At 37.5% G+C, this 24,394-nt stretch carries 25 protein-coding genes; 16 read left to right on the top strand and 9 right to left on the bottom strand.

What is annotated here, in order from left to right; genetic code table 11:
- Nucleotides 1-172: 172 nt before the first annotated feature.
- Entirely contained in the window at nt 173-538 is a 366-nt protein-coding gene (locus tag AC52J8_RS16755) for a hypothetical protein (RefSeq protein WP_005065793.1), read from the top strand.
- 206 nt (nt 539-744) lie between these two features.
- Entirely contained in the window at nt 745-1,101 is a 357-nt protein-coding gene (locus AC52J8_RS16750; RefSeq protein ID WP_002115127.1) for a hypothetical protein, read from the top strand.
- A gap of 40 nt (nt 1,102-1,141) precedes the next feature.
- On the opposite strand, the gene AC52J8_RS16745 is transcribed toward AC52J8_RS16750, so the two are convergent.
- Nucleotides 1,142-1,627 carry a DUF4442 domain-containing protein gene (locus AC52J8_RS16745; RefSeq protein ID WP_005079397.1) on the bottom strand — a complete coding sequence of 162 codons (486 nt, stop codon included), beginning with the start codon at nt 1,625-1,627 and terminating at the stop codon, nt 1,142-1,144.
- Nucleotides 1,628-1,744: 117 nt separating this feature from the next.
- Here AC52J8_RS16745 and AC52J8_RS16740 point away from each other — a divergent pair, with 117 nt between their 5' ends.
- The 5 genes from AC52J8_RS16740 to htpG all read left to right on the top strand — a co-directional run bounded on the left by AC52J8_RS16740 (nt 1,745) and on the right by htpG (nt 7,629).
- Nucleotides 1,745-2,623: an alpha/beta fold hydrolase gene (locus AC52J8_RS16740; RefSeq protein WP_080591616.1), complete on the top strand. Its 879-nt coding sequence runs from the start codon at nt 1,745-1,747 to the stop codon at nt 2,621-2,623.
- A gap of 101 nt (nt 2,624-2,724) precedes the next feature.
- Nucleotides 2,725-4,149 carry a Na+/H+ antiporter family protein gene (locus AC52J8_RS16735; protein ID WP_086400344.1) on the top strand — a complete coding sequence of 475 codons (1,425 nt, stop codon included), beginning with the start codon at nt 2,725-2,727 and terminating at the stop codon, nt 4,147-4,149.
- 329 nt (nt 4,150-4,478) lie between these two features.
- Nucleotides 4,479-5,069 carry an OmpW/AlkL family protein gene (locus tag AC52J8_RS16730; RefSeq protein ID WP_086400357.1) on the top strand — a complete coding sequence of 197 codons (591 nt, stop codon included), beginning with the start codon at nt 4,479-4,481 and terminating at the stop codon, nt 5,067-5,069.
- Between the two features lie 185 nt (nt 5,070-5,254).
- Nucleotides 5,255-5,608, top strand: coding sequence for a lysozyme inhibitor LprI family protein (locus AC52J8_RS16725; protein ID WP_001060531.1), 354 nt, complete (start codon nt 5,255-5,257; stop codon nt 5,606-5,608).
- A gap of 101 nt (nt 5,609-5,709) precedes the next feature.
- On the top strand, nt 5,710-7,629 hold the full coding sequence (htpG, locus tag AC52J8_RS16720; protein ID WP_086400343.1) for a molecular chaperone HtpG: 1,920 nt from the start codon (nt 5,710-5,712) through the stop codon (nt 7,627-7,629).
- A gap of 85 nt (nt 7,630-7,714) precedes the next feature.
- Here htpG and AC52J8_RS16715 read toward each other — a convergent pair whose 3' ends face one another.
- The 3 genes from AC52J8_RS16715 to AC52J8_RS16705 form a co-directional block, all read right to left on the bottom strand.
- Nucleotides 7,715-8,608: a selenocysteine synthase gene (locus AC52J8_RS16715; protein ID WP_086400342.1), complete on the bottom strand. Its 894-nt coding sequence runs from the start codon at nt 8,606-8,608 to the stop codon at nt 7,715-7,717.
- 124 nt (nt 8,609-8,732) lie between these two features.
- The gene (locus tag AC52J8_RS16710) at nt 8,733-9,875 is read right to left on the bottom strand and encodes a hypothetical protein (RefSeq protein ID WP_086400341.1); all 1,143 of its coding nucleotides are present in this window, start codon (nt 9,873-9,875) and stop codon (nt 8,733-8,735) included.
- 359 nt (nt 9,876-10,234) lie between these two features.
- Nucleotides 10,235-10,936, bottom strand: coding sequence for a DsbA family oxidoreductase (locus AC52J8_RS16705; protein ID WP_086400340.1), 702 nt, complete (start codon nt 10,934-10,936; stop codon nt 10,235-10,237).
- Between the two features lie 177 nt (nt 10,937-11,113).
- Between AC52J8_RS16705 and AC52J8_RS16700 the strand changes: the two genes are divergently transcribed.
- Nucleotides 11,114-11,872: a hypothetical protein gene (locus AC52J8_RS16700; protein ID WP_086400339.1), complete on the top strand. Its 759-nt coding sequence runs from the start codon at nt 11,114-11,116 to the stop codon at nt 11,870-11,872.
- A 21-nt stretch (nt 11,873-11,893) separates the two neighbouring features.
- Here AC52J8_RS16700 and AC52J8_RS16695 read toward each other — a convergent pair whose 3' ends face one another.
- Nucleotides 11,894-12,259 (bottom strand): MerR family transcriptional regulator, encoded by a 366-nt coding sequence (locus AC52J8_RS16695; protein ID WP_002114700.1) that lies wholly within the window; start codon nt 12,257-12,259, stop codon nt 11,894-11,896.
- A 71-nt stretch (nt 12,260-12,330) separates the two neighbouring features.
- Here AC52J8_RS16695 and AC52J8_RS16690 point away from each other — a divergent pair, with 71 nt between their 5' ends.
- Entirely contained in the window at nt 12,331-12,975 is a 645-nt protein-coding gene (locus tag AC52J8_RS16690; RefSeq protein ID WP_086400338.1) for an RBBP9/YdeN family alpha/beta hydrolase, read from the top strand.
- Between the two features lie 69 nt (nt 12,976-13,044).
- Here AC52J8_RS16690 and AC52J8_RS16685 read toward each other — a convergent pair whose 3' ends face one another.
- Nucleotides 13,045-13,761: a YidX family protein gene (locus AC52J8_RS16685; RefSeq protein ID WP_086400337.1), complete on the bottom strand. Its 717-nt coding sequence runs from the start codon at nt 13,759-13,761 to the stop codon at nt 13,045-13,047.
- A gap of 278 nt (nt 13,762-14,039) precedes the next feature.
- On the opposite strand from AC52J8_RS16685, the gene AC52J8_RS16680 reads away from it, so the two are divergent.
- Nucleotides 14,040-14,531 carry a hypothetical protein gene (locus tag AC52J8_RS16680; RefSeq protein WP_197738950.1) on the top strand — a complete coding sequence of 164 codons (492 nt, stop codon included), beginning with the start codon at nt 14,040-14,042 and terminating at the stop codon, nt 14,529-14,531.
- Between the two features lie 44 nt (nt 14,532-14,575).
- On the opposite strand, the gene fadA is transcribed toward AC52J8_RS16680, so the two are convergent.
- The 3 genes from fadA to AC52J8_RS16665 all read right to left on the bottom strand — a co-directional run bounded on the left by fadA (nt 14,576) and on the right by AC52J8_RS16665 (nt 18,181).
- Nucleotides 14,576-15,748, bottom strand: coding sequence for an acetyl-CoA C-acyltransferase FadA (gene fadA, locus AC52J8_RS16675; protein WP_005065826.1), 1,173 nt, complete (start codon nt 15,746-15,748; stop codon nt 14,576-14,578).
- Nucleotides 15,749-15,760: 12 nt separating this feature from the next.
- Complete coding sequence (gene fadB / locus AC52J8_RS16670; RefSeq protein ID WP_014208211.1) at nt 15,761-17,914, bottom strand: fatty acid oxidation complex subunit alpha FadB; 2,154 nt, start codon at nt 17,912-17,914, stop codon at nt 15,761-15,763.
- 150 nt (nt 17,915-18,064) lie between these two features.
- Nucleotides 18,065-18,181, bottom strand: coding sequence for a hypothetical protein (locus tag AC52J8_RS16665; RefSeq protein WP_014208212.1), 117 nt, complete (start codon nt 18,179-18,181; stop codon nt 18,065-18,067).
- 307 nt (nt 18,182-18,488) lie between these two features.
- Between AC52J8_RS16665 and lpxO the strand changes: the two genes are divergently transcribed.
- The 6 genes from lpxO to AC52J8_RS16635 all read left to right on the top strand — a co-directional run bounded on the left by lpxO (nt 18,489) and on the right by AC52J8_RS16635 (nt 24,342).
- Nucleotides 18,489-19,403 carry a lipid A hydroxylase LpxO gene (gene lpxO / locus AC52J8_RS16660; RefSeq protein ID WP_086400335.1) on the top strand — a complete coding sequence of 305 codons (915 nt, stop codon included), beginning with the start codon at nt 18,489-18,491 and terminating at the stop codon, nt 19,401-19,403.
- A gap of 84 nt (nt 19,404-19,487) precedes the next feature.
- A complete protein-coding gene (locus tag AC52J8_RS16655) occupies nt 19,488-19,613 on the top strand; it encodes a hypothetical protein (protein WP_014208213.1) in 126 nt (41 codons plus the stop codon).
- Nucleotides 19,610-20,653: a hypothetical protein gene (locus AC52J8_RS16650; protein WP_086400334.1), complete on the top strand. Its 1,044-nt coding sequence runs from the start codon at nt 19,610-19,612 to the stop codon at nt 20,651-20,653. The genes AC52J8_RS16655 and AC52J8_RS16650 overlap by 4 nt, the downstream gene beginning before the upstream one ends.
- A 309-nt stretch (nt 20,654-20,962) precedes the next feature.
- Nucleotides 20,963-21,493 (top strand): CHAP domain-containing protein, encoded by a 531-nt coding sequence (locus AC52J8_RS16645; protein WP_086400355.1) that lies wholly within the window; start codon nt 20,963-20,965, stop codon nt 21,491-21,493.
- Nucleotides 21,494-21,626: 133 nt separating this feature from the next.
- Nucleotides 21,627-23,426: an excinuclease ABC subunit UvrC gene (gene uvrC, locus AC52J8_RS16640; RefSeq protein ID WP_086400354.1), complete on the top strand. Its 1,800-nt coding sequence runs from the start codon at nt 21,627-21,629 to the stop codon at nt 23,424-23,426.
- 121 nt (nt 23,427-23,547) lie between these two features.
- Nucleotides 23,548-24,342, top strand: coding sequence for a thioesterase family protein (locus AC52J8_RS16635; protein ID WP_044101754.1), 795 nt, complete (start codon nt 23,548-23,550; stop codon nt 24,340-24,342).
- Nucleotides 24,343-24,394: the final 52 nt, after the last annotated feature.

The following is a 24,394-nucleotide window of genomic DNA, read 5'->3' as shown; positions in this document are numbered from 1 at the left end:
TGGCAATAAAAAAGGCACCTTAGGGTGCCTTTTTTATTTATATCTATTTATAACAATTTTAAATTGTAATTACATAAACATATTAAAGAGCCATTATTTTATTACTTAAGCGGGATAAATACTCCACAAAAACACACTAGGCTACCTGCTTATGAAGACTGGAGTAAATCTAATGAAAAAAATGATGATGATTGTTAGTGTTGGCCTGATGTCTACAACTTTGTTTGTTGGTTGTCAGAATGCAAGCCCAGAAAGTCAACGTATTGGTTCAGCTGCTATTGGTGGTGGTGCAGGTGGTGCAGTAGGAAAACACGTGGGCGGTAATATAGGTGCAGGTCTAGGAGCGGCACTCGGTGCAGGTGTTGCGGCTAATGCAAAAGGGTCTAGCAGTAAAACCGTACGTAATAGTGCAATTGGTGCTGGTGTCGGCGCTGTATTAGGTGGAGCAATTATTGGTGGTGACGCTGGTGCTGCTACAGGTGGAGCATTGGGTGGTAGTGCCGGTGCAGCCTATGAAGAGAAGAAAGGGAAGTACTAAAAGTATCCTTAATAATTGTTAAACTATAGAAGTCTTTATGTGATTAAAGACTTCTTTTTTATAATTAAAATTTTGCTTAATAAATATAAAAGGCAGAGCTTTACAAAATATCAATCGATTAGGACAGACGGATAACACAATCTGATCAAATTCCTCATAAAAGGGGATTATTCTTTTCTCTAGAACAGATCATTGTGAGAACGGTCATGAAAAAAACAATTGGATTAGTTTCTGCTTTAATGTTGTCTACACTTATGTTCACAGGCTGCCAAAATATGAGCCCATCTGATCAACGTATTGGTGCAGCAGCAGCAGGTGGAGCACTTGGTGGTGGTTTAGGTAACCATGTAGGTGGAGGTATTGGTGCAGGCTTAGGCGCAGCGGTAGGTGCAGGCGTAGGTTCTAATACCCAAGGCGGCAGTAAACAGACAACGACTAAGAGTGCGATTGGTGCTGGTATCGGTTCAGTCGTAGGTAAAGCACTGATTGGTGGTGACTCTGGTGCTGCAATTGGCGGTGCGATCGGTGGTGGTGCTGGTGCTGCGATTGAAGAGAAAAGATAAAAAATTAACAAATAAAAATAAGCGCTTTTAGCGCTTATTTTTATTGAGGAAAAGGTTTCGCTTTTTTACGTCTGATATAAAGCGTTTTCTGAACCTCTGCAATTCTTACCCCAGATTCATCAAAAATGTTTAGATGATAAGTTCTTAAAACAGGTTCATAGTTCTCGGCAAGTTCACGAATTTGTTCTATTTCAGCTAAATCAACTCGAATATCTGCATGTACAGTACTGCGTCCTGGAGAAAGAAAATTGATTTCGGCAGCTTTGTCCCAAACAATATATTTTGATCCGAGATGATGCATAAGAATCATCATATAAAATGGGTCAACCATTGAATAAAGGCTTCCACCAAAATGTGTACCGACTAAATTTTGGTTTTTCCAAGTCAGCGGCATCTTTACACGCACATGGCAAAGTTCTAAATTCATGATTTCAATATAAATCCCTGCGCCACGATAAGGGGGATAGTGATTAAATAGAAATTTTGAAATCGTAGGATTGTTCTGAAGTCTTCTTAAAATAGCCATAATAGTCAATTTTTTTTATTGCAACAGTATTCATACTAGATAAGTATCATCTTTTTTATATTGATGGCAATGCTCTATCCGACTAACGACATGATCGATTGAAAAACAAGATAGGAAATGATTATGCAGCCAAAAGTTCATACAGTAACAACAAGTGATCAACAAACGCTTTGTGCTAAAACATGGGGTGACGAAAAAAATACTCCCTTGGTTTTAGTACATGGCTATCCAGACAATCAAGAAGTATGGGAATCAATCATTGAGCATTTGATCAATGACTTCTATATTGTTACTTACGATGTACGTGGAGCTGGTTTGTCATCTATACCAAAACGTATACGTGATTACCGTTTAGAGCGTTTATCTCTAGATCTCCAAGAAGTTGTTGATGAGTTATTGCCAAATCGTCAATTCCATATGGCTGCACATGATTGGGGTTCGATTCAGTCTTGGGAGTCGGTCACTGAGCCTAAGTTCAAAGGTCGTTTATTATCATACACCACCATTTCTGGACCATGTCTTGATCATGCCGCTTTATTTTTACGTGATAAATTTAAATCTTCACCAGCTCAAATCTTAAAAATATTAACCAAATCTTGGTATATCGGGGCATTTCATCTTCCGTTATTAGCACCAACTGTATGGTCTCTATTTAGTCCTGAAAAATGGGGTAAAGTTCTTACTCAGTTGGAAAGGAAAAGTAATTTACCTTTAAATAATAATATTAATGCTGATGGTAAATATGGTATTAATTTATATCGTGCCAATTTTATTCCTCGCTTAACTGGCCCACGTCAACGTTATGCGCAGTGTCCAGTAAAAGCTGTTATTTTAAAATATGATACTTTTGTAAGCCCAGAATACATCACTGAGGCCATGCCAAAGTGGGTTGAAAAATTTGAATATGTAGAGCTTAATGCAAATCACTGGGCCATTCTGAGTGAGCCAGAGAAAATAGCAACTCATATTCGTGAGTTTATTAAAGCTCAAGCGTAACAGTGAAATAACTGCATAAAACTGTTAATTCGGCGATATTTTCGGCTTCATAGATATGAATCTGCTAGAATATCGCCTTTTGTTTTGCTCTGAACTTATTCATGAATGCTGTCGTTATTGCGATTGCAGTGATGTTCTTATTATCACTGGCGCGCGTTTCTGTCGTACTGACTTTAGTGGTTTCTGCCATTGTGGGCGGCCTCGTAGCAGGTTTAAGCCTTTCCCAAACCGTTGAAGCTTTTAACGCTGGTCTTGGCGATGGTGCTGAAGTTGCACTTGCCTATGCAGTGTTAGGGGCATTTGCTCTGGCTCTATCAAAATCTGGTTTACCTGATTTACTTGCCCATAAGCTGATTGGTTTATTGGGAATGGAAGCTGGGAAAAGCCGTCAGACTAAAGTGAAGTATCTCCTCTTAGGTATTTTATTAATTTCTGCTATTTTCTCTCAAAACCTTATTCCAGTTCATATTGCCTTTATTCCTGTACTGGTTCCGCCACTACTACGGGTAATGAATCATTTAAAATTAGACCGCCGCGCCGCAGCCTGTGTACTTACGCTAGGTTTGGTTGGTACTTATATTTTTCTTCCGGTTGGATTTGGTGCAATTTTCCTTGAACAGATTCTGATGGGAAATATCAACAAAATTGGGGCAGCGTACGGCTTACATGTTGATCGAGCAATGATGCCAATTGGCATGGCTATTCCTGTTTTAGGTATGGTGTTAGGCACCTTGGTTGCTGTATTTATTAGCTATCGTAAACCAAGAATTTATGCTGATCGTGCGATTACGCCTGTGACTACGATTGATTTAGATAAACCTATTCGTGCAACTACTCAAGTTGAAACAGCCAACTTAAAAGCAGATGCTGAAGAGTTAAAGCATGAAGCAGAGCAAGCACCAGTTATTGCAAAGAAAACGATCTTGATGGCACTGCTCGCAATTGGCTTGACGCTTGCTGCACAGCTGTATTCAGGTTCGATGATTTTGGGTGGTTTAGTCGGTTTTGCTGTTCTATCTACTGCCGGAATTTTTAAATGGCAAGATGCAGATGATGTCTTTGTACAAGGCATGCGAATGATGGCTTTAGTGGGCTTCATCATGATTTCTGCTGCCGGTTTCGCCTCAGTAATGACTCATACTGGTGATATTAATCAGCTAGTAAATGGTGTAGTCGAGATTATTGGAGATAACCGCGCGCTTGCTGCTTTCCTAATGCTTTGTATTGGCTTATTTGTGACAATTGGTATTGGTTCATCTTTCTCAAGTGTTCCTGTATTAGCTGTTATTTATGTGCCTTTATGTGTGCAGTTTGGTTTCTCACCATTAGCAACGATTGCACTTATTGGTACAGCAGCAGCATTAGGTGATGCTGGATCGCCAGCCTCTGACTCAACCTTAGGGCCAACAGCTGGTTTAGGTGTGGATGGGCAACACGATCATATTTGGGATACAGTCGTACCTACCTTTATTCACTTTAATATTCCGCTATTAATTTTTGGCTGGATCGCTGCAATGGTTTTATAAAGTTTTTATAAAATATTAAAGTGTAAACCTTCTTAATAACGATCTTTAGATTTAAATTAAGAAGGTTTTTTATTGTCTAAATAAAACATGTATTCAAAATAAATTATATTAAAACACTCGGAATTTAAAAGTATATTAAAATAGTTGGTAATATAAAATAATCTTGATTAATAAGGTTGGAATAAAAACCTATTAAAATAGTTGGATAATATATAATTTTATTTAAAACAGTAATTTAAAAATAAACTATAAAATAATTTTATAATGAGTATTGCATGGTTTTAAAATAAATGTTTATTATAAATATAAATAAGGTTGGAGATATTAAAGTGTTCAAAAAAGCTTTGGTTATTGCATTAATGGGGATGTCTTCTTTTACTTTTGCTGGTAACTGGCAAGTGAAATTTGGTGGTAGTGTTATTGCTCCATCAGAAGATACAACAACGGCTTTAGGTGTAGTAAAAGCAGATCATGAATATGCATTTACACCATCGGTAGAATACTTTTTTGGTCAATCTCCATTTTCGGCAGAATTATTATTAGCAGCACCAGTTAATCATGATGTATTGCTAGATGGTAAAAATGTAGCGCGTATTAAACAGTTACCACCAACAATTACTGCGAAATATCATTTTAAAAACTCTACACGTTTCACACCGTATATTGGTATTGGTGCTACAGCATTTATTCCTTGGGATGAAGAAGGTGCAGCGGTAAAGGTTAAAGAAGATTTTGGTTTGGCAGGTCAAGTTGGTTTTAATTTCCAACCTGCTGATGCTAAAAACTGGGGTGTATTTGTAGATGTACGTTATGCTGATATTAGTCCGGAAGTAACAATTGATCCATCAATTGCTAACTACAAGTTTGATCTAGATATTAATCCTTTTGTTTATACTTTGGGTTATAGCTATAAATTTTAAGCATAATAATAAATAGAAAAATATAATAATAAACCTAGACTCAGGCACCTCACATATATTTATGTGAGGTTTTTTTATGGATTTTATTTGCACTAAAAAAGCATAAAACAGACAGTTTTATACATATTTTCTGCAAGTTTTTTTCTAAACTAATTTCTATTCATTACAAGCATGGGAATAAAAACATGAATAACAAATTAGCGATTTGTTTAGCACTTTTGAGCGGTATTGCTTTTACTCAAAATTTACAAGCTGCAAGTTTTTCGTGCGATGCTGCAAAAACGAAAACGGAAAAAAGTATTTGTAAAAACCGTTCTTTAAATGATGCAGATGTAAAAATGGCAACGACGTATCAAATCGTTTTACATGCTTTACCTATGGGTGGGCGAGATAACCAGAAAGATACTCAGCAGCAATGGCTGAAAAAAAGAAATGCTTGTGCTGCCAATGTCAGTTGTATTAGCAAAGCTTACCAACAACGTCAAAAGCAGTTAGATACGATATTGCAAGATAGGGTGTTAAGCCACGGCCCATTTTAATTAGAGTAAAAATTTTTAATATTGAGGATTGAAAAATTCTAGAAGTACTCCATTCATAAAGCATTCGAGAACAAACAGCTTCAAAATTTAAGGAGTGATTTATGAGTGAACAAGCATCACAAAATTATAGTTTCCAAGCAGAAGTTGCCCAGCTTTTACATTTAGTGACGCATTCTCTCTATTCTAACCCTGAGATTTTCTTACGTGAACTTATCTCTAATGCATCAGATGCATGTGATAAGTTACGTTTTGAAGGAATTAATCATCCTGAATATTATGAAAATGATCCAGACTTACATGTACGAATCAGTTTAAATAAAGAAGATAAAACGTTAACGATTTCTGATAATGGTATTGGTTTAAGCCAGCAAGAAGCAATTGATAACTTAGGTACAATTGCTAAGTCAGGTACTAAAGATTTCATGTCAAAATTGACTGGCGATCAAAAAGCAGATGCTCAGTTGATTGGTCAATTTGGTGTGGGTTTTTACTCAGGTTTTATTGTTGCAGACAAGATTACGGTTGAATCACGCCGTGCGGGTCTAGAGGCATCTGAAGGGATGCGCTGGATTAGTGGTGGTACAGGCGAGTTTGAAGTTCAGCAAATTGATAAGGCGTCACGTGGTACTGACATTATTCTTCACTTACGTGATGATGCGCTTGATTATTTAGAATCTTATAAAGTTAAGCAGATTGTTAATAAATACTCTGACCACATTAGCTTGCCAATTGAAATGCAAAAAGAAGTTTGGCAAGAAGAAGAGGTTGCTGAAGGTGAAGAGCCTAAAGGCGGCCAAATGGTTAAAACTGACGAGTGGGAAGCGATTAACTCGGCAAGTGCTTTATGGACACGTAATAAAAGTGAGGTGACTGAAGAGCAATATATTGAGTTCTATAAAAACTTAACTCATGACTTTGAAGCACCATTGGCTTGGGCACATAACCGTGTTGAAGGTAGTACGGAATATACCCAATTACTCTATATTCCAAGTAAAGCACCACATGACATTTTTACTCGTGAAGCAAAAGCGGGAATTAAGCTATATGTAAAACGCGTCTTTATTATGGACGATGCAGATAACTTAATTCCAAACTATTTGCGCTTTGTCCAAGGTGTAGTGGATAGTGCTGATTTACCGCTTAATGTTAGCCGTGAGTTGTTGCAAGAAAGCCGTGATGTCAAAACGATTCGTGAAGGTAATGCACGCCGTGTATTAACTGTACTTGATAGTTTGGCTAAATCGGAAGATGAAAAAGACCAAGAAAAATTCAAGACCTTCTACAGTGAGTTTGGTTCAGTACTTAAAGAAGGCTTGGGCGAAGACTTTGGTAACCGTGAACGTATTTTAAAATTATTACGTTATGCGACTTCAACAAATGATGAAGTCACGACTTCTTTTGCTGACTATAAGGCACGTATGAAAGAGGGCCAAAAAGCCATCTATTATGTGACTGCTGACAGTCTAGCAGCAGCGAAAAACTCGCCGCAGCTTGAGTTGTTTAAGAAAAAAGGCATTGAAGTGTTATTAATGGCAGAGCGTGTTGACGAATGGGCAATGAATTTTGTTCAAGAGTTTGACGGTACGCCATTAAAGAATGTGTCTAAAGGCGCGGTTGATTTAGGCGATTTGCAAGATGCTGAAGAGAAGAAAGCACTTGAGCAAGCAGCTGAACAGTTTAAGCCTGTTGTTGAGAAACTAAGTGACTCATTAAAGGCTAAAACTAAAGAAGTACGTGTAACTACACGTCTAGTTGATTCTCCAGCGTGTTTAGTAACAAGTGAAGGGGAGTTGTCTCCGCAACTTATTCGCATGCTAAAACAAGCTGGACAAGCAGTGCCAGAAATCAAACCGATTTTAGAAATTAACCCTGAGCATCCTTTAGTGAAAAAACTTGAAGGTTCAGAGCAGTTTGATGACTTGGCAAATGTGATTTTCGATCAAGCTGTGATTGCTGAAGGTGGTTTGCCAGAAGACCCAGCAGCTTATGTGAAACGTATTAATAGTTTATTACTCAAGTAATTTAGCTTTAAAAAAAGCCTCTGGACTATCAGGGGCTTTTTTTTGTGGATAAAGAAAGAGTTATCCACAATTTGGCAATTTATGATTAAAAATTAGCTTCTAGATTTATTTGAACGCTGAGTTGGTGTTTCGGATCATCATCAATATGGTTAAAAAAATTAAGATCATTTTGCATAAAAATCCAATCTCTCCATATCGGTTGGCGCCATGAAATATAAGGACCCCAGCTATTTAGTCGAATATCATTTTTGGTATATACGCCACCGCTATAAATACCGTAAGTCAGGCTATTATCTTTTACAAACTCAAATTGTTGAAAAGTCCAATTGCCCCAGTTGTAATCTTCATTTTCGCTCTTATTTACATTAAATTTATTAGAAAATAATGTGTTATCTTGCATTTTTTGCGTTAGGTTTAGCGTGGTTTCAGTGTAATTTCGGCTAGTAGATCCGTAGCGAAATATCTGCTCTGTATCAAAGCTAATGTTATGTCTCAAATTCCATTTCTTTTTAGCCAGAAACTGGACATACACATCACTCTCAGAGTTAGAGCCTAAATCAAGGTCATTTTCAAAAGGCATCCAAGTTGAAATGGTGGCCCAGCTTGCACTCAGTGGATTAGTAGCCGAAATCTGTGCCGATGAGGTCTTCTTCTTTTTCTTACCAAAGGCTTTATAAGTTTGTTCAGGCTGAGTCGCACGTTTCCATAACGTATCATTTCCAAATACAGCCATAAGCTCTTGAATTAAACCCGCATCAGATAAAGCATTGTGTGCTTCTACTTCACAAGGTGAGCGTGAAAGTGATTGTCTTTTTACTTTAGCGAAACTCGTAGAAGAATAGGGATAACGCCGTGACCGTTGGTGTTTTAAAGAATTATAAAAAAATTGAGTATGTGGAAGTAAAGCTAATAGACCTAAACTATAAATACAAATGAAGACTGTCGATTTATTTTGAAATGGAGAAGAAAATTGATTCATTTTTAAAGATAAGGAATCAAAAATAAAATTAGAACAATACTTTAAAAGGCTAATCTTAAAATTTTATTTAAAAGTATTTTATTATTCATCACCTTGGATGAGGTCCAAGGTGATGTTTGCTAGCTTAGAAAAGTGCTTCTAAGCGTAAGAAGGTACTAACAAAATGATTACGATCTTCACGGTGGTCATTAAAGTAATTTACATCACCTTGTACAAAGAACCATTCACGTAAAACGGGTTGGCGCCATGAAACAAACGGTCCCCAACTGTTTAAACGTAAGTCATTGTCGTTGTAATAACCGCTAGTATAAATACCATAGTTAAAACGGTTGTTTGCAAAGAAACTGTGTTCGCGGAAAGTTCGGTTTTCCCAAGCTAAATCGTCATCTTGATCATCAGCATAGGTCAGGCTGAACTGATTCGATAAAAACGGTTGATTTGGCCTAGCATGTGTAAGTTCAAGATTGGTACGCAGATAGTTTTCGCTATCTATGCCGTAACGATAAATTTGCTCTGCATAAAACTTAAAATCATTACGAAGTTGCCAGTCTCTTGATGCTTTTAAACGAACATAAATATCGTCTCCAGAACGAATACCTAAGTCAGCATCTGTTTCAAAAGGTAACTTTTTCGAGAAATTTGACCAACGTAAAGCGATTGAGCTGTTGTCATCTCGAGTTCGTTTACCATCTAACTTTTTATTTGGATCTTGATTGGGATTCTGATTGACATTGGCTGGGCTATTATTAAATTCGTCATCTAAAGAGTCATCACCAAATACCACGCTAATGCGTTTCTCTAGAGTAGGTAATTTAATCTTACCGCGAATTCTGGGTTTGATTTCATAGTTATCGTATTCATTCCAATAGTTATCGACCATGACACGAATGGTTGCGGTAGCTGGCTTTTGTGGATCGACTTCACCAAACCAATTATCAATTTTTTCAGAAGTACGATCGGCCCAATTACGAATTTTCTTTTGCTTACGATCAACCCAGGTTTGATCTTCGGTTTGTTCGGTAGGCGGAACAATAGGTTGATTAGACTGCTCTGGAAAAATGGTTGGAGTTGCGTCCACCCAACGCGGAATTTGATCTAACAGATTTTCATCTGAGTTAACTTCGGTTTGTACTCCAGATGATGTACTTCCTACTTGTTGGTTTGTAGAAGAAGAGGCAGTCTCTGCATGAGCGATGCATACTGAACCAAATCCAATAGTTAAAAGTGCAAAAAGCTGCCGGTATGGCATTACATAAAATGTTTTCATATCTATCTTTATGTTTTGTTGTTGTTTCCACTTTTGTTGATTTTTCTAATAAAATCAAGAGAGAGACACAAAAGTTAAGTAAATTTAACTTTTTTTACATATTTGAAATAAATGAAAAAGTTTAAGCTAGTAGCGGTTATTTTTAGCCAAAAAAAATCCCCCAGTGAAGGGGGATGATAGATCAAGGAAATTTTAAATTCCGATCATTAAACACATAAAAAACAGAACATTACAGCGCGAATATTCTAAGCGGCAATAATAAACTGATTTTTAGCAATTAGATAGTTCTTTTTTTAGAACGCTCTATTGCTAAAATGGTGATAAAACATACGATTTGATCACATTTTAATTGTGTTGATCTATTTCTGTGGAATATCACATGATTCATCAGTACAAACAGCCGCATCATCTTGCTCGACTTCTTCAGTATCTGCTTTGATTTGTGCTTTTTCCAAAACTTGTAAAAAGACTTCACGAGGCTGAGCGCCAGCAAGTGCAATTCTTTGATCAAAGACAAAAAATGGTACGCCAGTTACATTAAGCTGCTCGTGCGCAATTTTCTCGTCATGACGAACGAAGTCAGCCAATTCATTTGTATCGAGTACATATTCAACTTCGGCATTATCAAGGCCAATACGAGACGCAATTTCTTCTACAACTTCACGTTCACCAATTGCGAGACCTTCGGTCATATAAGCATGGAAAAAAGCTTCTTTAGCTTCATTACCTAAACCTTTGCTTTGCGCAAGGTGAATAATACGGTGTGCATTGAAACTATTGCCTGAGTTCGCTTTTTGCCATTGAAAATCAATACCTTCAGAAGCAGCCATGGCCGCAATATTGCGCTCCATTTCTTCCATCTCTTCATAGGTACGGCCATATTTTTTAGCTAAGCGCTCAGTATTCGAAGTGTCATGTTTAGCTGGCGCATCAGGATCTAATTCAAAACTATGCCAGTGAATTTCAAGATCAATACCTGCTTCAGCAGCTACACGTTCAAGGCGTTTTTTGCCGATATAACAAAAAGGGCAAACTACATCAGACCAGACATCTACACGCATGGGAGAATCTCATAAATTTTAATTACCCATCATAATAGGGATGATGGATAAGGATTTAAAGCTTTGAGTAGCGAATACAGTGTTGCGTATTGTGAAATAAATGGAATATAAAGAAGAATAAGCTCTATTTTATAACTATAAAGAGCAAAACTATAAGAAGGGAAATAGGAGGTGTGTATGCGCCGAGTTTTGATTGCGATTGCAAGTCTGATTGTTATCACAAGCATTATTTTTTTCACCTATCAGCATATCAAACAGCAGCAAGCCAAAGACAGTAGTCAAATGTTTGATGTCGTCATGACTGAAAAAATGAATCAGCTTTATGACCAAGCACAAGACTGGTCTAAACCCGTCCAGCTTGATATTCACGATAAGCGTTTGGCAGGACACTATAAGCAAATTTCAGAATTCCTTTTAAGTTATTGGATTCAAAATATTAATGCACGTAATGCATACTTAAGAGAACTCAAAGCAGCCAAATGGGATACTTTTTTAAATGTGGACCGTTTAGATATTGATAAAAAACAAAAATTTGCAGAAACCGAAAAGATGCTAGCTGATGTCCGTAAAGCGTCAGATCAGTACCAGACTGAATATGAAAAGATTCATAAAACTTTCTTAGCAAAGGTTCAAGAGTTATCTGTTGATGCAGAGATGAGGCAACTTCTTGAAATGAAATTGGGAACTCAGCAAAAAGCAGATCAAGATCATGCAATTTTTATGATTGAGCTACAAATTTTAGATAAAGCAGAAGAAATGTTTAAGCTTCTAAAAAATTATGAATGGCAAAAGAAAGATCAGATGATTCTTTTTCATGAAAATGCTCAGGTCAAAAAATTTAACGGGCTTTATCAAGATGTTCTAAAGCTAAATGCAAAAATTGAAAAAATTAAGAAAAAGAATGTAGCTGCACTCGAAGGAGATTTAAAAGAATAAGCGGAGCATGAGCATTAAATATTATGATTTGGTGCTCTCGACTTTTCCTTTAGTTAAAAAAGATTGTAATAAACTTTGAGAAGTTTGTAGTTTGTTTAACTGCTCAGACACATGCATGAGTTCAGTTTGCAGTTTTTCTTGAACCACTGAGCATAGTGTAAATACTCGTTCATCTAAATCAAAACAAGGCAGCAAAACCTGAATATCTTTTAGGTGCATGCCAGCATCATTTAATATTTTAATTTTCTTAATATTTTCAATATCTTTTTGCGTATAACTTCGATAGTTATTACTCGCTCGAAGAGGCTGTATAAGCCCTAAGCTCTCGTAATAACGCAGCATACGAGGGCTTACTTTTGTGAGCTCGGCAACTTTAGCTAAGTTCATAAAATGGGGTTGACCTTAACAGTGGTGTCATAGTTTAGCATGTTTTTATCTTTCAAAATGGTACTTGTTCGATGATCAGAAAACTCATTTTATTGGTGTTATTCGGATTAATGTCATTTGTTGCAAATGCCAAAACACTTGAACTTCAGGAGAAGAACATGCGTCAAATATTTGTGCTTCATGGTTACTCTGCTTCTATCGATGATCATTGGTTTCTAGATTTAAAACATCAAATAGAAGATGAGCATACGACTGTTACCTTAATTCCATTTCCAGATTCTGAGCATCCTGATGTAGATGCATGGCAAAAGGTTTTAGACCAACAGATCCCTAAGGTGGATGAGAATACCTATTTTGTTGCGCACAGTTTAGGAGTGATTACGTTACTGCACTTTTTGCAAAGACATGATTATCAACATATTGGAGGAATGATTTTAGTATCCGGATTCTCTGGTTTAATTTCAGATTCTTCTGTTCTTAATAGTTATATAACCAAGAGTAAAGTCGACACGGATTACTTTAAGGACATAAAGAAAAAGCTAGTGTATTTATCGGATAATGATGATTTGGTTCCCCCAAAACTGACGATTGAATTGGCGAAAGAAATTGATGCGCCGTACATTACTGTTCCTAATGGCGGGCATTTTTTAGGTAGAGAAGGTTATACGAAATTTCCACAATTAGTTGATTCTTTAAAACAGATTTTAAATGATTAATAAAAATCCCCGTAGTAAGCGGGGATTTTTTATCTTTACTGAAAGTTTGTAATTTTTATTCGTAGTCTATTAGGGCTGGTAAATGATACCCATGACTTTCGCAGGTAAAGCGATAATATCGAAAGTTAAGGTAAACGGAAGCAGTGGTAAACTTGCTAGCTTCTCTTTAGTTGATAAGGGCACTTTCCCACTTTTATCGTGAAGATATTGGATTTTAACGTGATACGGCTTAGATAAAGGGGTTATTGTTTTAAGATTTTTTACAGGAGGATAAACAGTTCCTTTAATATTTAAATCAAATTTATGTGCTTCTAATGTCTTTGCACAGCCACATGGAACTACACCATATTGTTTAAATAAAACTGATTCTTTCTCGTTCAATTTTCCATTAGGTGGGGTGTAAGAAAATCTAATATGTCCGTAAAAATGATTACTATCCGGAACTGGAGCATTAAAATCTAGCTCATTACTTATTTGGATATATTGTGGATTTAATTGATTAATTAATTGAATGAAATCGTTACCGCCTTTACTAATGACATAACTATATTTTTTCCCGGCGATGACAACACTGTCCTCTGATTCATTAGGGAGAGATACTGATGGTTTACCAAATGCAATTACATCATCTTCAATTAAAGTGATCCATTCATGGTCTGAGTCATATTTTGTAAATAGCTCTCGCGTGTTCTCACCAATAATTCGGTTACTCGCACAACCAGTGAGAAAGGAACTGACGAGTAGGCAGCTCATAAGAATATTCTGATTTAATACTTTAAAGTTCATTATTTCTGTTGAATTCAATGGATTTATAAAAGTCTGACTATAAACAAAAGATCTCAATGTTTAAATCTAGTAGTATGATCTGACTTAGTTATACTCAGACTAATTTCTAAAATATTTTAGAAAGTCCCTTACTATTACATTAAAAAATTTAATTATATTTACCGTTTATCTGAGCCTTACTGAATCAAATTCGACTTTGTTGTAGCCTATTTATAGATACTTTTAATTTAATCATCATCTTTTAATTGAAATAGGGTGACTGATTTTTGGAGCAAGTTATGAACTTTCTAAAACAATCAGCCTTAATTGCTGCATTTGCTTTTATGGGGTTACCGACTGTTCAAGCAGAAGAAGTGGCTACTTTACCAACAATTCGCGTTATGGCTGAATCTGAGTTACGTGAAGAGGTGGGTTTTGTACCTTTCCAAGAAGATAAAAAAGTGCGCCAGGCACTGCAACATCATGAGTATAAAACACATTACGATATACAAAATGCTTTAGTCCCTGAAGGCATGACTACGGTAGATTATCAGCCAGTTATGGCACAGCCTGATTTGTCTCAACTTTCTCCATTCTTACAACAATACATTTTAGCGGTAGCGGGTGGAATACAGTCTTCTGATCCAACCAATGGTATCTTTGAAATGTTAAGACCTTTGAACATTAATCGAAGTAATGTCGATGCTTATCGTGAGGGTACGATGAAAGTAAACCTTAATGACATTATAGATTTACAGAAGAAAATCGAAAATGGATTAGCTGGTCGATAAAAAAATCCCCGCATTGAGCGGGGATTTTTTTATCTTGGTGTTAATTAAACACGTTCAATCACTGTTGCAATACCTTGACCAAGGCCGATACACATGGTCGCAAGACCAATTTGAGTATCTTGTTGCTCCATTACGTTCAACAACGTAGTGGTGATACGCGCACCAGAACAACCTAGTGGGTGACCCAAAGCAATTGCACCACCATTTAAGTTAATGATGTCTTGTTTGTCATAAATACCTAAGCCTTTCATTACTGATAAGCCTTGAGCAGCAAATGCTTCGTTTAACTCGATAGTTTGAATATCAGCCATCGTTAAACCAGCACGTTTAAGTGCTTTTTGAGTTGCTGGAACTGGACCGTAACCCATGATTGCTGCGTCACAGCCTGCAACCGCCATAGAGCGAATTACAGCGCGTGGTTTTAAACCTAATGCTTGTGCACGTTCAGCAGACATAAGTAACATTGCAGAAGCACCGTCAGATAAAGCTGAAGATGTAGCCGCAGTTACAGTACCGCCTTTCGGGTCAAATACAGGACGTAATGCTTTGAACGCTTCAAGGTTTGCATCTGGACGAATTACTTCATCGATGTCGCAAAGGATTTTAAAGCCATTTGCATCGTGGCCTTCAACACCAACGATTTCGTTTTTGAAACGACCTTCTTGAGTTGCAGCCCAAGCACGGCGGTGAGATTCAACACCAAAAGCGTCTTGCTCTTCACGGCTAATGCCATTCATGCGACCTAACATTTCAGCAGTTAAGCCCATCATGTTAGATGCTTTTGCATAGTGTTTAGATGCTTCTGGGTTTAAGTCGATGCCGTGCATCATACCTACGTGGCCCATGTGCTCTACACCACCAATAATGAAAATATCACCTTGGTTTGTTGCAATCTGTGCAGCAGCAGTATGAAGTGCTTGCATAGAAGAACCACAAAGACGGTTTACTGTTTGACCAGCAACAGTTTTTGGTAAGTCAGCCAATAGGCCGATGTTACGACCAATATTCATACCTTGTTCTAGAGTCTGGTTTACACAACCCCAGATCAGGTCTTCAACTTCGTTTACATCAAACTGGTTACGAGCAACGAGTGCACGAACCAATTCAGCAGATAAGCTGTCAGCACGTACATTACGGAACATACCGTTTTTGGTTTTACCCATTGCAGAACGTACGCCATCAACGATGACAACGTCACGTGGATTTAAAGTAGCCATTCACGTTGCTCCTTAACCGTAGAATTTTTTGTTGTTAGCAGCCATGTCACGCAACATTTGTGGCGCTTCATAAGCCTTACCTAAGTGTGCATATTTGTCGCAAAGTGCAACGTATTCAGCAACACCTGTTTGGTCGATATAACGACATGGACCACCACGGAATGGAGGGAAACCTACACCCATAATCATTGCCATGTCTGCTTCAGCAGCAGTTGCAACAATGTTGTCTTCTAAGCAACGAACTGTTTCGTTACAGAAAGCAAGCATCATGCGGTCAATGATTTCTTGGTTATCAAACTCGCGTTTTTCACCAGTGACGAAAGGAGCAATGATTTCATATGCTGTTGGATCAACAGTTTTTGCTTTTTTGCCTTTCTTATCGAGTTCGTATTTGTAGAAACCAACGTCATTTTTTTGGCCAAGACGTTTAGCTTCGTACATTGCTTGGATTGAACCTTTGTAGTCTGGCTTCATACGGTCTGGGAAACCTTCAGCCATGACTTCTGCACCATGTACACCTGTGTCGATACCTACAACGTCGATAAGGTAAGCAGGACCCATTGGCCAGCCAAATTTCGACATTACATTGTCAACTTGCTGGAAGTCTGCGCCGTCTTTTACAAGAAGGTCAAATGCACCAAAGTAAGGGAACAATACACGGTTAACCAAGAACCCTGGGCAGTCGTTTACAACGATTGGTGTTTTACCCATTTTTTGAGCAAGAACAACAGTAGTCGCAATCGCTTCTTCAGAAGTCTTTTCACCACGAATTACTTCTACAAGCGGCATCATGTGAACTGGGTTGAAGAAGTGCATACCAACGAAGTTTTCAGGACGTTGTAATGCTTTTGCTAAACGCGTGATTGAAATCGTAGAAGTATTAGAAGCAATAATCGTATTTTCACGAACATTCTTTTCAGTGTCTGCAAGAACGATTTCTTTTACTTTTGGATTTTCTGTAACTGCTTCGATCACGATATCAACTTCTTTAAACTCATCGTAGCTTAAAGTAGGACGGATACGTGCAAGTGTTTCACCCATTTGCGCAGGTTTCATTTTCTTACGTTCAACTTGTTTAGTTAACAAGCTGTTCGCTTCTTTCATACCTAAAGCAAGTTGTGGATTACCAATATCTTTCATGATAATTGGTGTACCTTTGCTTGCCGCTTGGTAAGCAATACCACCACCCATGATACCAGCGCCAAGTACAGCCGCTTGGTTTACAGGGTGTGCACCTTTTTCATATTTTTTAGCAGTTTTCTTAACAACTTGGTCATTGAGGAATAAACCAATCAATGCACCAGCTTGTGGCGTAATCGCAGCTTTTGCAAAACCTTCCGCTTCAGCTTTTAATGCTTCGTCACGCGCAAGGCTTGCACCCGCTTGTAATGAATCAAGTAATAATTTTGGAGCAGGGTATTGAGCAGGGTTTGCTTTAGCAAGCACTGCACCTTTTGCAGTATTGAACGCCATCATTTGTTCAAGCGGATTCAATTTTACAGCTTCAAGCTTTTCTTGACGTTTTGCTTTCCAGTTTAAACGACCAGAAATTGCTTGCTTAACCAAGTCAGTTGCAGCTTCAAGTAATTTATCAGCAGCTACAACCGCATCTACAGCACCATCTTTTAGAGCAGCAGCCGGTTTTTTAGGAGCAGCCATCGCCATCCATTCAACCGCGTTGTCGATACCGATCAGACGGCTTAAACGTACGCTACCGCCAAAACCTGGGTAAATACCAAGTTTAATTTCCGGTAAGCCCACTTGTGCAGCTTCTGACATCACACGATAGTCACAAACTAAACACATTTCAAAACCGCCGCCTAACGCCATACCGTTAATAGCAACAACTTTTGGAATCTCTAAATCTTCAAAGCTATTGAAGATTTCGTGAACAGGCATAAGCCAATCAACAATCGCTTTTTCGCCTTGTGCGAAGTTTTCACCAAATTCGGTAATGTCTGCCCCAACAATAAATGTCGATTTGCCCGAGGTAACAACTAAGCCTTTAATATCATTATTTGCTTTTACCGCAGCAATAGCAGCTTGGAAATCTTCAATTGTTGCACGGTTAAATTTATTGACCGACTCACCTTGTAAGTCAAAGCGGAATTCTGCAATTCCGTCCGAAAGCATTTGGACGGTAATGGCATTGCCAGCGTGGATCATGCCTGATCTCCTTAGTTTTGGAGGACTTCTAAGTTGATGTTATGAAGCGTGTGCACATCTTAGGTACACATTTATGCTTCGCTAATCTTACGATAACTATATCTAAAAAAAACCTGACAAGTTGTATCAAGCCGTGACGCAAGGGTCATCTTATTTATTATTCAATTCATCTATATGAAATGCATAAAAGAAATCATAAAGATAGCTAATAACGAAAGACATTTGTTTTAACTTAATTTTTTCTTTATAAAGCATTGGAATTGTCAAATTTTTATATAAAAAACGAATAAGTTTTAAAAGTTAATTTGTTGTCAAAAATGTCAATTGTTAATGGGATCATCTGTAAATAACAGTAGCAATAGTAATAAATTTTAACTTTCTTAAATTTATGGAAAAATACACTATATTTAAAATTTTTATTACAACAGCGCTGTCTATTATTTGGTTTAATTTTTTTACATTCGCTTTTTCTAAGTCAATTTTGTTAAAATTTGCGCCAATTAAATAAACTTCCGGTTTCTCTCTCCTTAAATATAAGGTGAAGTTGCCCCTAATCTTTTGAAAGAGTAGCAATATGATTAAGTGGATCATATTAGCGATTTTTGTGATATCAGCATTGTATATCCAACATCGCGGCAAAGTGCGTCACTCGTTTTATCGTCAATTTTTTGACCATTCAACCTTGCTCGCACCGATTAACTTTTTAATGTACATCTTTTCAAAGGTGCCGAATCAACCTTATATCGATACACAGCATTTTAAAGATTTAAAAGTGCTGGATGAAAATTGGGAAATGATTCGAGATGAAGCGAAAGCTTTATATGACCAGGGTGGGATTAAAGCTTCAAGTACCTATAACGATTTAGGTTTTAACTCATTCTTTAAAACAGGTTGGAAGCGTTTTTACCTCAAATGGTATGAATCGAGTCATCCATCTGCTGCTGAGCTTTGCCCAAAAACTACAGCACTTCTTAAAACATTGCCGACAATTAAAGCAGCAATGTTTACCGAGCTTGCACCTGACAGCCGTTTGGTAAGACACCGTGATCCATATGCAGGTTCTTTGCGTTATCACTTAGGTCTAATTACACCAAATGATGACCGTTGTTTTATTGATGTCGATGGCGAAAGATATTCTTGGCGTGATGGTCAAAGTGTCGTGTTTGATGAAACTTATATTCACTATGCTGAAAATAAGACTGATCAAAACCGTATTATTTTCTTTGCAGATGTTGAACGTCCAATGAAAGTAAAATGGATGGAGCGTTTCAACCATTGGTTTGGTTGTAATGTGATGACTGCGGCAAGTTCACCGAATGAAACAGGTGACCAAACAGGTGGCCTAAATAAAGCTTTTGGTTATGTCTATCAAATTCGTATTAAAGCTAAGGCTTTAAAAGCTAAGAACCGTAAGTTGTATTACTTCTTAAAATGGTTCTTGATGCTTGGGATTTTTTTCCTGATTTTTGTTCGACCATATGTATTTTAATTAAAGCGCCCGAAAGGGCGTTTTTTATTTTGATTATTTAAATAATTTGCATTTATTTTATGCATTTAAAAAAAGATTATTGGCATGAATAGTACTTTATTTAAAATTTTAGGTGAATTTTATATTAATTATTGGGATGATAATACAACTGGTAAATATATACCTTTCTTGTACTTAATAAATTTAAAAATTTGCGTGGAATATAAATGAATACGGTGATGAAACAAGCTTTAGTAATAACTACATTCAGTGCAGCAGTAATATTGACTGGATGTGGTAAATCTAAGCCAGAGCCAAAATCAAAAACAGAAAAAGTTGAGGTAGTTTCGGATTGGAGTTGTACACACCCTGAGAATTTAAATCAGATTCAAACTTCTTTGAAAAAAGAATATTTGAAGCAAACTGAGCGTAGCTTAAGACAAAGTCAATATCAGGTTGATGCAGATATTCTTAATAAAATTAATCAAGGTTTGAAGTTTGAAATTAAAAATATCCGCACTTTACCATTAGAAGACGAAAGCCAAAAAAATACACAATTAAGTTGTGAAAGCCAATTGGTCATTTCACTGCCGAAAGGTTTACAAAAACGTGCGGAAAAAGCATATATTGAAGAGCTGCGTCATTCTGATAAAGAATCGGATACGCTCAATGACTATTTTTCGGATAATGAATCATCTTTGACTCTTGAAAATGACCAATTGAAAGGTGACTTTTTCTATAACATCACAAAAACAGATAAAGAGGGTTTGGTGTTTGACTTGCCAACTCAAAATAGTGTGATTGAAGGATTGGTTTTTGTTGCCACTAAAGCTGTGCAATATGCAGCCTATGTTAAAGAAAATGAGTTGATAGAAGAAAATATTGAAGAAAATCAGCAAATATCTGAACAAAATAATGAAGAGCAGACTGCTTTGGCTCAGGAAGCCATGGATGTTCGTAAAAAAGAATTGGATAGTGACAAAGCGAAGCAAGTGGAACGCTTAAATCAGACTTGGGACAAATTGAGTGCTGAGAAAAAAAACCAATTTAAACAAGACCAATCGGATTGGTTTAAAAAACGTGATGTTGAATGTAAGATTCTGGCACAAAAGACTGTAGATGAAATTCCTGAAAAAGACTTAGAAACTTACCAAAAGCAATCCGATTATTGGACTGCTGACATGCGTAAGCAAAACCAAGAGATGCAATATACGCAGTGCTTTACTCAAAAAACGATAGAGCGAACGGTTTATTTAAATAATTTAAATTAATCCTAAAACTCTTTATAAATGCTTGGTCAGTCGTATTGAAAGGAATGCGATTAACCAATTACGGGCACATACTCTACTTTTGCAGGTAGGGGGTTAGGCTTAGTAATTGAATTTCATTTGTAATGTATATTTAAATAAATATTAAAGCGCCCGAAAGGGCGTTTTTTTATGACATAGAGTATCTAATAACTTTTGTGACCTATTTCACAGTGCTGGTAATTTGTTACAACTATTAAGAGCCAATAGGCAATTTTGATTCTACAATGGCGCGGTTTTTTCGAAGACTGGTCAGCGGAAGTAGGTTTTAAAATGGCTCATGCTCATCACGCAGCTCATGCACATGTTCATCATATCGAAGAGAGAAAAGAAGACAGTTCTCAAGGCGATTTAAAAACAAAAGTGATGTTAACACAAGCAGCTTCGAAGACTGAAAAATCTAATCGATCTAAAACTCAAAATCATAAAACTGAAGATCAAAATATTAATCTACATAAGTTCTCCAGTAAGCTCGAAAGTATCTCTGCCAACCACAGTAAAGAGAAATGCGCCAAAAATATTCGCATTGCTCTACAAGCGGCTGGAGCAGATGTATCAAAGCATCCTGTAGCTGCTTCTGATTGGGGGCAAACGCTAGAAAAGAATGGTTATAAGAAAATTAAACCTGCTTTTAACCGTCCACAAGAAGGTGACATTTACATTATTGAGCGAACAAGTGGTCACACCTATGGTCATATTGCAGGCTATACGGGCAATGGTTGGTTCTCGGATTTTCGTCAAAAAACCTATGCGGTGTATAAAGAAAAAGACGTTAAATATAGTTACTATCGTCTAGACTCTTAAGCAAGTACGACACAATCTGTCGGACCATATTTAAATCGCTTTCCAAATTTATGTTCTAGCACAGTAAAGCACTTGAAAAGTAAGGATGAAAACATCACATTAGGTATTCAGTATTAAGCCATGCATGCCAATAGTGAATCAAAACGCTCGTCCTCATATTGAAAAAATTTTAGCCAACATGACCCAGCTTCCAGGTGTTTATAAAATGCTAGGGAAGGAGGGTGAATTGTTATATGTCGGCAAAGCAAAAAATCTAAAAAATCGGGTGTCGAGTTATTTTGTTAAAACGATTGAGCATCCTAAAACACAAGCTTTAGTTGCACGAATTTATGATATTGAAACTTTGGTTACTCGTTCAGAAACTGAAGCTTTACTCTTAGAACAAAATTTAATTAAACAACATCGTCCGCCTTATAACATTATGCTGCGGGACGATAAGTCTTATGTCTATATTTTTGTTTCGGCTGATAAACCTTATCCTCGGCTTGCCAGTGGGCGTGGTAAAGGTAAGCACCAAATTGGTAAGTTTTTTGGCCCGTACCCAAGTGCCTATAGTGCACGCGATACGTTACTGGTTTTGCAAAAACTTTTTAATGTGCGTCAGTGCGAAAATAGTTATTTTTCACAGCGCAAGCGTCCATGTTTGCAATACCAGATCAAGCGGTGTTCAGCTCCGTGCGTAGGTCTGATTTCGCCCGAAGATTATAAAGAAGACATTAATAATAGTATTCGCTTTTTGCAAGGTGATACCAAAGAGCTTAATCAAGAACTCATTGCCAAAATGGAACAAGCAGCGGCTGAGCTTGAATTTGAAAAAGCTGTTTTTTACCGTGATCGTTTATCTTTATTGCGTGAAGTACAAGCCCAACAAGCCGTATTTAAAGTCAAAGGCGAAGCGGATATTCTGGCAATTGCATATCAGGCAGGTGTGACATGCGTGCAAATTATGTATGTACGCAATGGGCGAATGCTGGGTGGAAAAAGTTATTTCCCAGACATGCTCGGTGATGATCTTGGGCAAATGCTGAGTGACTTTATGGCGAACTTTTACTTTCAAGTTGCAGATGAAGTTCCCAATGAGCTTATCGTAAATATTGCTTTGCCTGATTGTAAAGAACTAGAGGAAGCGTTGGCACAGCAGTTTGGCAAAAAGGTTCAGATTAAGAGTAATGTTCGAGAAACTCGTGCCGAGTGGCTGGAACTAGCCGAAATGAACGTTCAACATGCCATTAAGGGGCAGTTGAGTAATCATTTAGAACTTAATGAACGTTTCCATCAGTTAGAGCAAGTGGTGGGAAGACCCGTTGATCGTATTGAGTGTTTTGATATTAGTCATACCATGGGTGAAGCTCCAATTGCTTCATGTGTCGTGTTTGATCAAGGGGGCGCTCGTAAGCGTGACTACCGCCAATTTGCCATTCAAGACATCACAGCAGGCGATGACTATGCAGCTATGCGTCAAGCCTTAACACGACGTTATAAAAAGGCCATATTGCCTGATTTACTGTTGATTGATGGTGGTAAAGGCCAGCTCCATATGGCAATGGAAGTCATGCAAGAGCTTGGGTTAGACGCTTTTATGGTGGGTGTATCTAAAGGTGAAGGGCGTAAACCCGGACTTGAAACCCTGCATTTTACCGACGGCACAAAAATCCAGTTACCAGAAGACCATAAGGCATTGCATTTAATTCAGCAGGTGCGTGATGAGGCCCATCGTTTTGCGATTACTAAACATCGTGCTAAACGCGACAAACGCCGCAGTACCTCAGTTTTAGAGGCAATTCCTGGGTTGGGGCCAAAGCGCCGTCGAGATTTATTAACTCATTTTGGTGGAATCCAAGGCGTTTTAAAAGCATCTGAAAAAGAGCTTACTCTTGTGCCCGGTTTTGGTGAAATGATGGCAAGAACGATTTATAAAATTCTGCATGAATAAAGATAAGTTTCTATGCTGAATGACCAAATAGTTGGTATATAAGTACAAGAATGATCATTCACATTCCCTTTAAAATGATGAAAGATGTTTCATCAAGAGTCAGAGTGCTTTAGGGAAGTGAATGTCATTACTGCAATTATTTGAAGAAATAAAACAAAAGGAATGGATTGAAATACCTGAAGGGTGGCTACAAGGGCGAACTGTTTTTGGTGGTCTTGTTGCTGGACTACTCATGCAAAAAGCCTGCTGCAATATTCAAGATCCAAATAAAAGATTATTAAGTTGTAGTATTACTTTTGTGGGGCCTGTACAGCAGGGACCTGCTCAATTGACTATTGAAATTTTAAGAGAAGGAAAGTCGGTCACTACACTTGAAACCCGTTTATGGCAAGATGGTGCGGTACAAACGATTTTGGTGGCAAGCTTTGGTGTGCCGCGTGCGTCGAATATTGAAGTGCGACATGAGCCTATCGTTCCAGTTTATAGGCAACCTGAAGAGTTACAACCTATTCCTTTTGCTAGACAAATGCCAGAATGCTATCAACATTTTGATGTATGTTGGGCAGAAGGTCATTATCCTGTTACAGGAAGTCAGTATGCTGACTTTGGAGGATGGTCAAGGTTTAATCCTAATAAGCATGAAAATCGTCAAATGACTTTGCCAGATTTAATTGTTTTGATGGATATTTGGCCACCTGGTGTATTGCCGATGTTTAAGCAAGTTGCTCCTGCAAGTTCTTTAACTTGGCACATTACCTATGTCCATCCGTTCCAACATCAATTGTGTGACTGGTTTAAATATAAAGTGGTAACTGAATATGCAGGTGAAGGTTATTCCACAGAATATGCCCATCTTTGGGACCAAAATGATCATTTAATTGCAATTTTACGGCAAACTGTTACGGTATTTACCTAAGCAGTCCACTTCCTCGATTCATATATTTCGTATAAAGTGGCTGTTACAGATA

Source organism: Acinetobacter sp. S-1 (assembly GCF_059579785.1).
Note: the sequence above shows the minus strand (reverse complement) of the source record. Positions and strands in the feature narration are given on the sequence as shown.